The 10,001-nt window shown below is 64.6% G+C and carries 10 protein-coding genes; 6 read left to right on the plus strand and 4 right to left on the minus strand.

The annotated features are described in order from the left end of the window. Both ileS and QOD90_RS13625 read right to left on the minus strand, forming a co-directional pair. On the minus strand, nucleotides 1–2,549 hold a 2,549-nt coding region (gene ileS / locus QOD90_RS13620), incomplete at its 3' end, for an isoleucine--tRNA ligase (RefSeq protein WP_526350502.1). Nucleotides 2,550–2,823: 274 nt separating this feature from the next. Next, nucleotides 2,824–3,447: a hypothetical protein gene (locus tag QOD90_RS13625; protein WP_526350504.1), complete on the minus strand. Its 624-nt coding sequence runs from the start codon at nucleotides 3,445–3,447 to the stop codon at nucleotides 2,824–2,826. Nucleotides 3,448–3,582: 135 nt separating this feature from the next. On the opposite strand from QOD90_RS13625, the gene QOD90_RS13630 reads away from it, so the two are divergent. Together QOD90_RS13630 and QOD90_RS13635 are read left to right on the plus strand one after the other, a co-directional pair. Continuing rightward, nucleotides 3,583–3,948 (plus strand): XRE family transcriptional regulator, encoded by a 366-nt coding sequence (locus QOD90_RS13630; protein ID WP_526350506.1) that lies wholly within the window; start codon nucleotides 3,583–3,585, stop codon nucleotides 3,946–3,948. 44 nt (nucleotides 3,949–3,992) lie between these two features. After that, nucleotides 3,993–4,727 (plus strand): hypothetical protein, encoded by a 735-nt coding sequence (locus QOD90_RS13635; RefSeq protein WP_526350508.1) that lies wholly within the window; start codon nucleotides 3,993–3,995, stop codon nucleotides 4,725–4,727. Here QOD90_RS13635 and QOD90_RS13640 read toward each other — a convergent pair. Continuing rightward, nucleotides 4,708–5,097, minus strand: a complete 390-nt coding sequence (locus QOD90_RS13640; protein WP_526350510.1) for a MerR family transcriptional regulator — start codon at nucleotides 5,095–5,097, stop codon at nucleotides 4,708–4,710. The genes QOD90_RS13635 and QOD90_RS13640 overlap by 20 nt on opposite strands. Nucleotides 5,098–5,153: 56 nt before the next feature. Here QOD90_RS13640 and QOD90_RS13645 point away from each other — a divergent pair, with 56 nt between their 5' ends. Together QOD90_RS13645 and QOD90_RS13650 are read left to right on the plus strand one after the other, a co-directional pair. Next, on the plus strand, nucleotides 5,154–5,624 hold the full coding sequence (locus QOD90_RS13645; RefSeq protein WP_526350512.1) for a PPOX class F420-dependent oxidoreductase: 471 nt from the start codon (nucleotides 5,154–5,156) through the stop codon (nucleotides 5,622–5,624). Between the two features lie 385 nt (nucleotides 5,625–6,009). After that, nucleotides 6,010–7,740 carry a fatty-acid--AMP ligase gene (locus QOD90_RS13650; protein WP_526350514.1) on the plus strand — a complete coding sequence of 577 codons (1,731 nt, stop codon included), beginning with the start codon at nucleotides 6,010–6,012 and terminating at the stop codon, nucleotides 7,738–7,740. A 21-nt stretch (nucleotides 7,741–7,761) separates the two neighbouring features. On the opposite strand, the gene QOD90_RS13655 is transcribed toward QOD90_RS13650, so the two are convergent. After that, nucleotides 7,762–8,481: a glycosyltransferase gene (locus tag QOD90_RS13655; RefSeq protein WP_526350516.1), complete on the minus strand. Its 720-nt coding sequence runs from the start codon at nucleotides 8,479–8,481 to the stop codon at nucleotides 7,762–7,764. Nucleotides 8,482–8,588: 107 nt separating this feature from the next. On the opposite strand from QOD90_RS13655, the gene QOD90_RS13660 reads away from it, so the two are divergent. Both QOD90_RS13660 and QOD90_RS13665 read left to right on the plus strand, forming a co-directional pair. Then, nucleotides 8,589–9,518, plus strand: coding sequence for an efflux ABC transporter ATPase subunit, DrrA-related (locus QOD90_RS13660; RefSeq protein ID WP_526350518.1), 930 nt, complete (start codon nucleotides 8,589–8,591; stop codon nucleotides 9,516–9,518). Continuing rightward, the coding region (locus tag QOD90_RS13665; RefSeq protein WP_526350520.1) for an ABC transporter permease at nucleotides 9,515–10,001 on the plus strand (487 nt) is incomplete at its 3' end. The genes QOD90_RS13660 and QOD90_RS13665, both read left to right, overlap by 4 nt.

Below are 10,001 nucleotides of genomic sequence, written 5' to 3' on the forward strand. Positions count from 1 at the left end.
ACCGTGAGTCTCGGCAACGGCAAGCGGACGCGAAGCTTCTTGGCCTTGCGCACCGACGAGGCCACCGAGCAGACGTCGCGGACCTGGTCCATCGCGGCCACCAGAGCGGGATCGGCAGGGAGTTCACCGGCTGCCGGCCAGTCCGTCAAGTGCACCGACCGGCCGTCGGTCACTCCACGCCAGATCACTTCCGCGATCAACGGAAGCAGCGGCGCGGCCAGCCTGGCCGTGACCTCCAGCACCGTGTGCAGGGTGTCGATCGCGTCGGGATCCTCGTCCCAGAACCGCGAACGTGACCGTCGCACATACCAATTGGTCAGCGCCTCGGTGAATTGGCGCAGCTGCTCGCAAGCGACCGAGATGTCGCACGTGTCCAGCGATGCCGTGAGGTCGTCGCGCAGCACGGCCAGCTTCGCCAGGATGTAGCGGTCGAGCACGTTGCTCGAGTCGGTCCGCCAGGTCCCCTTCTGCGGCGCATACAGCGCGAGGAAGGAGTAGGCGTTCCAGAACGGCAGCAGCACCTGCCGGACACCCTCGCGGATGCCCTGCTCGGTGACGACGAGATTCCCTCCACGCAGGATCGGCGACGCCATCAGGAACCAGCGCATCGCATCCGAACCGTCCCTGTCGAACACCTCGGTGACGTCGGGATAGTTGCGCAGCGACTTGCTCATCTTCTGCCCGTCACTGCCCAGCACGATGCCGTGGGAGACGCAGGTGCGGAAGGCGGGACGGTCGAAGAGGGCCGTGGCGAGCACGTGCAACAGGTAGAACCAGCCACGGGTCTGACCGATGTATTCGACGATGAAGTCGGCAGGATTGTGACCGTTGAACCAGTCGACGTTCTCGAAGGGATAGTGCACTTGCGCGTACGGCATGGAACCCGAGTCGAACCAGACGTCGAAGACGTCCTCGATGCGCCGCATGGTCGAATTGCCGGTCGGATCGTCGGGATTCGGGCGCGTCAACTCGTCGATGTAGGGGCGGTGCAGATCGGCTGGGCGAACGCCGAAGTCGCGCTCCAGCTCGTCGAGACTGCCGTACACGTCGATTCTCGGGTACGCCGGATCGTCTGACTTCCACACCGGAATAGGACTGCCCCAGTAGCGGTTTCGAGACACCGACCAGTCGCGGGCATTCGACAGCCACCGGCCGAACTGGCCGTCCTTGACGTGTTCGGGATACCAGGTGATCTGCTGGTTCAGTTCGACCATGCGGTCGCGGAACTCGGTGACCTTGATGAACCAGGACGACACCGCCCGGTAGATCAGGGGGTTTCGGCACCGCCAACAGTGCGGGTACGAGTGGTCGTAGGTCTCGTGCCGGAGAAGTACCGCTCCGTTGGCGGCTGCGGGGCCAGTGCCGTTCTTCAGGTCACGGATGATCTGCGCGTTGGCGTCGAAGACGTGTTGGCCCGCGTAATCGGGCACCGTGGTGTCGAACCGGCCCTTGGAATCGACCGGCGTGACGGCTGCGATGTCCGCAGCGTCGGCGGTGGCCTTGTCGTCCTCGCCGTACGCGGGAGCCATGTGCACGATGCCGGTGCCCTCGTCGGTGGTGACGAAGTCACCGGGCAACACGCGAAAGGCGTTGGGCGAGTCCATGAAATACGGGAACGGCGGGAGGTACCGAACGCCGAGCAACTCGCGACCGGGGTGCGAACTCACGACCGTGGGCTCTTCGCCCAATTCGCGCGCGTAGGCCGCCAGACGTGGCTCGGCGAGAACGTAGCGCCTGCCGTCGGAGCCCTGCACCTGAACGTAGGTCACGTCGGGGTTGACGGCGACGGCCTGGTTCGACGGCAGTGTCCACGGTGTCGTCGTCCACACCAGAAGGTAGGCGCCCGCCAGCTCCGCCCCGGCTGTCTGCTCCTCGCGCAAGCGCTCGTCGCCAGTCACCTGGAACCCGACCGTCAGCGCGGGATCCTGCCTGTTCTGATAGACGTCGTCGTCCATCCGCAGTTCATGGCTGGACAACGGCGTCTCGTCGTTCCAGCAGTACGGAAGGACACGGTTGCCCTCGTAGGCCAGCCCCTTGTCCCACAGCTGCTTGAACGCCCACAGGACCGACTCCATGTAGCCGAGATCGAGGGTCTTGTAGTCGTTGTCGAAGTCGACCCAGCGGGCCTGACGGGTGACGTAGGCCCGCCACTCCTCGGAGTACTTGAGAACCGACGCGCGGCACGCCTCGTTGAACTTGTCGATGCCCAGTTCCTCGATCTGCGCCTTCTCGGTGATGCCGAGTTGACGCTGAACCTCGAGTTCTGCGGGCAGTCCGTGGGTATCCCAGCCAAATCGGCGCTCGACCTTGAAGCCCCGCATCGTCTGATAGCGGGGAACGATGTCCTTGACGTATCCCGTCAGAAGGTGGCCGTAGTGCGGCAGCCCGTTCGCGAACGGGGGCCCGTCGTAGAAGACGTACTCCTCGGCGCCCTCACGCCGCTCGATGCTGGCGCGAAAGGTACCGTCGCGATCCCAGTAGTCCAGGACCTCGAGCTCGAGGTCGGGAAAGCTCGGCGATCCGCTCGCCGGTCTCGGGTAGGCCGTCACTTGTGTTCGTCTCCTGTGCCCATGTTCTGTCAGGCACGGGGACGACGTCGCGCCCTCGCGCGAACACCGCGGTACCACCCCGCTTGCGCACACCATGGTGCGCCGCTCGAATGTGGGCGATGACGGGCCCACCCGTTCGGTTCTACTTGGCGCTTGCGATCGAGAACCGGGCGCCGTTCTTCCGAAGGCTCCCCGGTGATGGCCGGATCGATGCCTCTGCGCAGATTCTAGTGCCTCGGCGTGTTAGCACCCAAGCCGACCGCCTGACCAATCGCTAGTGCGCCAGCGCCAACTGGGTGGTGGCGTGGATCGGCGGCGTGGCCTCCGAGGTCAGCTCGATGAGCGCCAGCGGGAACTGCTCGGCGAGTTCGGTGACCGTGTACGGCTCGAAGCTGCGGGCGTCGAACCACCAGTCCAGGGCGATGGCGTCGCCTTGGCGGTACGCGCGAAGTTCCAGGAGGTGGCCGAGATGTGATCGCGTGGCGGCCGAGCCGCCGTTGGCGAACAGCACGTCCGACACCGGCTGGGCGCGCGGGTCGTCGGGCACGCCGTGCACGATCCGATGACCGGCCAGCGCATCTAGCGCGTGATGAACGCCTGCGAGCATCTCGTCGGCATCGACCTGCGCGGGGGTGGCACACGACAGCGCGACCGGGTGGACGCTGGTGCCGTAGGCGGGCACGTCGACGCTCACGGCGCCGTTTCCGATGGTCCGCTCGATCGCGCGGCCCAGGGCGGCCAGCAGGATCTCGTCGGTGGTTAGCTCAAGGACCTCGGCGGCGCCGTCCAGCTCCATCGTCAACAGCGCCGACAGGGGTGCCGCCACCTTCTCCAGATCCTGGACAAGAGGGCGACCATCGGCGGGGTAATCGGCCAGCTGCAAGTTTGCGCGCGTCATGTGAGCCACGTTACACGATTGTCCCAAAAGTGGGACACATCTGCCAAAACTGTGACGACCGTGTCAATAACGAGTGGTTCGTCCGATTTGCGGATGGTACTGCCCATTCGAGGGAACACCAGCTAAGATTCGACTGTGCCACGGACTGATGAAAACGGTAGACAGCTAAAGACCCTGCTGGACTACCTCCTCGACGGTGACGTCGACGCAAAGGCGATCTATGACGCCCTCGGGACGTCGAGCAGCACGTACTACCGCCGCATCAAGGAAGCCGACTACCCCAACGCCGAGGAAATGCGATTGGTGGCCGACAGGTTCAATCTCAGCTACCCCGACCTTCAGGTTCGATTCGGCCTGATGAGCAGGGAAGAAGTCTGGAGCTACGTCGAGTCGGCGCCGCTTTCCGTCGCGACAATCGTCGAACCTGCCACCGAAAGGCGGACGGTCCACCGGCCGAGACTTCGCGATCTCACGCCGCGACCCGACGCTCCCCCGCTGTAGACGTATGATTTGCTGAGCGAACTTTAGTCCGAAGGCGACATCTCATGGGTTTGGCAGTCCTCATCACCATCACGCTGCTATGCATCGCGTGGAGTCTGTGGATTCGCCGTGTCACGTGGTCGTGCCGTTGGGAAGTTGCCGCCACCCTCAATATTGCTCTTCAGGGCGCGACGGTTCTATTGATGTCGCCGCTGGCCTCCGAGACGTTGGGACACTGGCTGCACTCCCTGACCGGCATGTGGAATCTCGAGGATTACATCGGCCACGACATGTACGTGGTCGCGGCGTCGGCGATCATCTACAACTCGCTCGGCAGGCTGCAGGACGACCACGCCATGCAGACCACCTTCAAGCAATACGTCGAACGCCCCGCCACGTTGTGCATTCCGCTCCTGCTTGGCGCGTTCTCGCTCGGCAACGGCGCAAGGATCTACAGCGCGGACTTCTTCGAACTGCGCACCGACTTCTGGCTCGCCGCCTACTGGATCATGTTGTGCGGCACGCTCATCTACCTTCTGGGGTACGGATCACGCGCGCTGCTGATCCTTCGCAAGGATCCTCGGTCGCGCACCGTCGCCAACATCTACCTGGCCGCCTCGGTCAGCGGCATCCTGGCGTGCGTCGTCCGCATCGTCACCACCCTGGTGCCATCGCTACAACCGATCGAGAAGGGCACGCTGGTGTGGGTCTTCGCGTGTATGTGCGGTGCCGGCTTCGCGCTGACGTCGGCGCATTCATGGCGCATCAAGACCAAGTGGTTCAGCAAGGCGAGCCACTGACCGCTCCGGTTCCGCAACGGCATGCGTCAACCGATGAGCATGGGCACTTCATCGCCCACTCGATGATCTCCCTCGCCCGGACCAGCGTCGCCATTTGAACGTCGATGTCCGCCAACTTCGCCTCGGCGAGTGAACGACTCGCGGGCCGGCCGGCGCTGTCGTCGGTCAGGAGGACGCGGATCTCCCCCAGGCTGAAGCCAGCGGCCTTGCACAGCCCGATCACCTCGAGTCGGACAAGCACCGTCTCCGCGTAGCGCCGCCGCCCGCCGACCCGATCCGGGGTGCTCAGCAGGCCCGCGTCTTCGTAGAAGCGCAAAGTCGTGGCGGCTACGCCGGATCGCTGGGAGACGTCACCGATGGACAGCTTCACGGTGCCACCATCCCATACCTTGACTTAGAGTCAACTCGAAGTCATTCAATGGGTCCATGAGCTACGACGCACTCCTGCCCGCCCTCTCGGCCGCCCGCTACGCGCAGCTGCGCACGTTCCGCCGCGACGGCACCGCCGTCGACACGCCGATTTGGTTCGCGCTCGACGACGACACACTGGTATTCCGCACCAAACGAGGGCCGAAGACTCGGCGGATCGCCGCCAACCCCAGCGTCGAACTCTGGCCATGCGACTACCGCGGCGGATACGCGGCGGGCTCCCCCACGATGGGCGGCGAAGCGACGATCCTCGACGGCTCGGCAGCCGAAGCGGCCAACACCGCGCTGCACAGCCGCTACGGCTGGCAGTACAACACCGTGCCGCTACTGAAACTGCCAGGCGTCAAGAACGTGGACAGCACCCTCTCGCTGCGTGAGAAACTTCGCCGGGCGACCACCAGAACCCTGTGGCCCGAGAGCGCGATCGTCGAGGTGAAGCTCACGGGCGCACGACCGAGCAACCGGTAGCTGGGACGCGTAGCCGACGTTGGCCACCCATGGCCGCCGGGAGCAGACGTCGAACCAAGGCAGCGACTGCCGAAAGATGAACCACGAACCCATCCGGCTACCACCCCTTGCTCAACGACATGGGCACGGCAGGCCTACGCTCCGCATGGAGTGACAGCTCAGGGCCTTGACGGCCGTCGAAGTGAAGCCATTTCGGCCAAAAGGTATGAATTCTGGTGAACACCAATTGGTTTGCGAGATTCGCTCGGCGACCGCCAGTTTCGCTACCTTGGGTCGAGGCGCCTAACCGACTGTGCCATAGTCATTCTCGCTACATTGCGCATTGCGTGGTCGCGTTCCCTAAGCTCGACCCAAACGTCTCGTTGCGCTGCAGAAAGGGCCGCCCATGCTGGACTCGTCGATTCCCGCGATCCTTCGCGAGCGAGCGAGCCTGCAGCCGAATGACTCCGCGTTCACCTTCGTCGACTACGACGCGGCATCCGACGGCGTCGAGGAGACGTTGACGTGGGCACAGCTGCAGCAGAGGGTCGTAGCGCTGGCCGCCGAGATCCGCGAGCACGCACAGATCGGCGACCGAGTCGTCATTCTGGCGCCGCAGAACATGTCGTACATCCTCGGCTTCCTCGCCTCATTCGAAGCCAACGTGGTCGCGGTGCCGTTGTCGACGCCGGCCGTAGGCGCCCACGACGAACGCGTTGCTGCCGTCGTGAGGGACGCCCGGCCGACCGTCATATTGACTACGGCCGACACCGCGGCGGCGGTGGCCCCCTACGCGACGTCCCAGGACGGCGACCCCGCGCCGGTACTGCTCGAGATCGACCGGCTCGACCTCACGGTGCGCCGCCGGTCGACGTCGCGGCGCGAAACACCGCCCGCCACTGCCTATTTGCAGTACACCTCCGGGTCGACCCGCACGCCCGCCGGGGTGATGGTGTCCCAGCGCAATCTGTTCGCCAATTTCGAGCAGCAGGTGGCAGCGCTGCTCAGCGATCACGGCAAGGTGGGGCCGCCTGGCACGACGGTGGTGTCCTGGCTGCCCTTCTATCACGACATGGGCCTGATCCTCGGAATCTGCGCACCCATCCTTGGCGGTTGGCACTCGGTCATCATGAGTCCCATCGCATTCCTGCAGCGCCCCGCCCGATGGCTGCAGCAGATGGCCGTCAGGACGCGCGCCCTGACGGCTGCGCCCAACTTCGCGCTCGACCTCGCCGCGGCCCGCTCCACCGACGACGACCTGGCCGGGCTCGACCTCGGAGGCGTCCTGGCAATAATCTGTGGTGCCGAGCGCGTCCAACCCGTTTCGGTCAAGCGGTTCACATCCCGGTTGGCGAAGTTCAACTTCCCCGGCAAGGTCATTCGGCCGTCGTTCGGACTGGCCGAGGCGACGCTGTTCGTCGCGACACGCGAACCAGGAGAACCGCCTTCGGTCGTTGCCTTCGACACGGAGAAGCTCACCGCGGGCATGGCCAAGCGCAGCACCGTCGGCACGTCCCTGATCAGTTACGGCATGCCCGAATCACCGCGGGTGCGCATCGTGGACCCCGACACCTGCCTCGAGGCTCCGGCCGCAACGGTCGGCGAGATCTGGGTGCACGGCGACAACGTGTGCGCGGGTTACTGGAACAAGGACGACGAGACCGAAGCCACGTTCCGCGGGGTCATCGCAAACCCGACCGACGACATTCCTACCGAAATGTGGCTACGGACAGGTGACTTGGGCTTCTTCTCGGAAGGCGAACTGTTCATCGTCGGCCGCATCAAGGATCTGCTGATCGTCCGCGGACGAAACCACTATCCCGACGACATCGAGGCGACCGTCGGTGCCGTCTCAGGTGGCCGCGTCGCCGCGATTGCGGTCGAGGACGACGCTACCGAAAAACTCGTGGCGATCATCGAGGTGAAGGAGCGGGCCACCGCGGAAGAGACCTCTGCAAAACTCACCAACGTGAAAAGTGAAGTCACGTCGGCGATCTCGCAAGCTCATGGAATCAGCGCAGCCGACTTGGTGCTTGTTGCGCGCGGGTCCATTCCGATCACCACCAGCGGCAAGATTCGCAGGCAAGCGTGTGCCGACCAGTATCGCCAGGGGCGCTTCGTCCGGTTGGACGCCTGACCCAGAATGACCGCTCGACGATCAGCGGATTTCCTTCCATTCCTTGCTGGTGGACCTCCGGAACAGAAAGACCGTCACGGAATTGGAGAACCAGCTCGCGAGGAGCCTCGGCCAGCCCACCGCGTGGGCGCGCCGTCCGGTGTGAAACACCGTGAGCTCGTTGACGAAACGTGTCCTACCCGTTTTGGACAGTCTCCGAAACAGGTCCATGTCCTCCGACGCTGCGAGCCGCTCGTCGAAGCCGCCGACCCGCCGGAATGCGTCCGCCACGATCATCTGGAACTCACCGCCCGCGCCGCCGATCCTGAACACGTTGTTCTGAAGGAAGAACTGCACGCCGAGCATCGTGAAGACGGATCGGTCACCGAAGGTGCTCGACTCGGGAAAGACTCGGTACTTGCAAGTGATGGCCACCAGACCTGGCCTGCCGTGAAACTCCCCAAGCGCGATCGAGAAGAACGCATCGATGTCGGGGATCACCACGTCGGCATCGACGAAGACCAGGTAATCCCCTTGCGCTGCAGCCGCTCCCAGGTTCCTAGCCATGGCGATCGTCTGCCTCGCCGACCCGTCATGGACTACCACCGTGTCGGCGTACTTTCGACACAACTCGACGGTGCCATCCAAGCTGTTCCCGTCGGAGACGACGATCTCGTGCTCCCCGGAGAATCGCGCCAGCGACTGCAAGGTCTGTTCGATCGTCTTGACTTCGTTCAGCGTCGGGATGACGAAGGAGATCATGACTGGAACCCCACGCTCGATCGCCTCCTTGGTATTAGTCGGCGACTTTACCGGTCTAAGCTCATCCCTCGAAACATGAACGCCCAGACCACAGTAGCGTGCGCATCGTGATCGAGCTCGAGGGTGTCACCAAGACGTTCGGACCGTTGCCCGCCTTGCGCGACGTCAGCTTCTCCGTTCCAACGGGTTCCGTCTGCGGCCTATTGGGTCACAACGGGGCGGGAAAGACCACCATCGTCAAGATCTTGTCGACACTGCTCGAGCCCACCAGCGGCCGCGCGACCGTCGCCGGCTACGACGTGGTCGAGGACGCGGCAGAGGTGCGTCAGAGCATCGGCGTCACCGGACAGGACGCGGCGCTCGACATGACACTCACCGGTCGCGAGAATCTGGTGCTGTTCGGTCGATTGCGCGGCATGAAGCGCAAGCAGGCCGGTGGCAGAGCCGACGAACTCATCGAACGCTTCGAACTCGTCGACGCCGCGGATCGCGAGGTGTCGACCTACTCGGGCGGCATGCGTCGGCGCATCGACATCGCCGTCTCACTCATCGTGCCGCCGAAGGTGCTCTTCCTCGACGAACCGACGACCGGCCTCGACCCTCGGAGCCGGCGCGACGTCTGGGCGCTGGTGGCCTCGCTCGCCGCCCAGGACGTCACCGTGCTGCTCACGACTCAGTACCTCGAGGAGGCCGACGTCCTCAGTGACTCGATCGTCATCCTCGACGCCGGCCGCATCATCGCGAGCGGAACAGCCGAGGAACTCAAGCGCCGGATGGGCCACAGCTACTGCCAGGTCACTCCGCTGCATCCCGAGGACTTGGCGCGGGTCGCCGCGGTCCTCAGCGCCTACGAAGGCGCCGAGGTCGACACGGCCGCGAACACCGTGTCGGTGCCTGCGGCGCACGGAGTGACGACGCTCGGGGAGGTCTTCCGCAAACTCGACCAGCTCGACGTCGAGCTGATGGACATCTCCTTGCGCAAACCCTCGCTCGACGAGGTGTTCCTGCACCTCACCGGTCCCACGCTCACCGTATGACCGGAGTCGCCGCGCTCACCGAACGACAGGTCCGCGCTTCGGTCCGCAACCTCGACATCGTGTTCGCGGTCCTGGTGCCCGTGCTGACGTTCGTCGGGTTCACCGTCGGACTGCGCAACGTGATCGACACGGGCGGTATCAGCTATCCGCAGTACATCCTGCCCGCGGTGGTGGTGCAGGCGATGCTGTTCGGCGCCCTCAACACCACCGACCTGGCCGCCACCGAACGTTCGTCGGACTTCGGGGTGCGATTGCGGACGTTCCCGATCTCTGCGTACGCGCCCATGATGGCGCGGATGCTGTACTGCCTGATTCGAGGAGCCCTGGCCTTGGTCGCCGCGTTCGCCATCGCCTACCCGTTTGGTTTCCGACTCGGCGGGGGCCTTGGGTACGGGGTTGTCTTCGTTCTCATTGCGTTGGTGCTGACCCTGGCCCTGTCCTTTGGCGCCGAGGCCACCGGAACCCGGGCAAAGCGGTCCGACA

Source organism: Mycobacterium sp. (assembly GCF_032161845.1).
Classification (GTDB): domain Bacteria; phylum Actinomycetota; class Actinomycetes; order Mycobacteriales; family Mycobacteriaceae; genus Mycobacterium.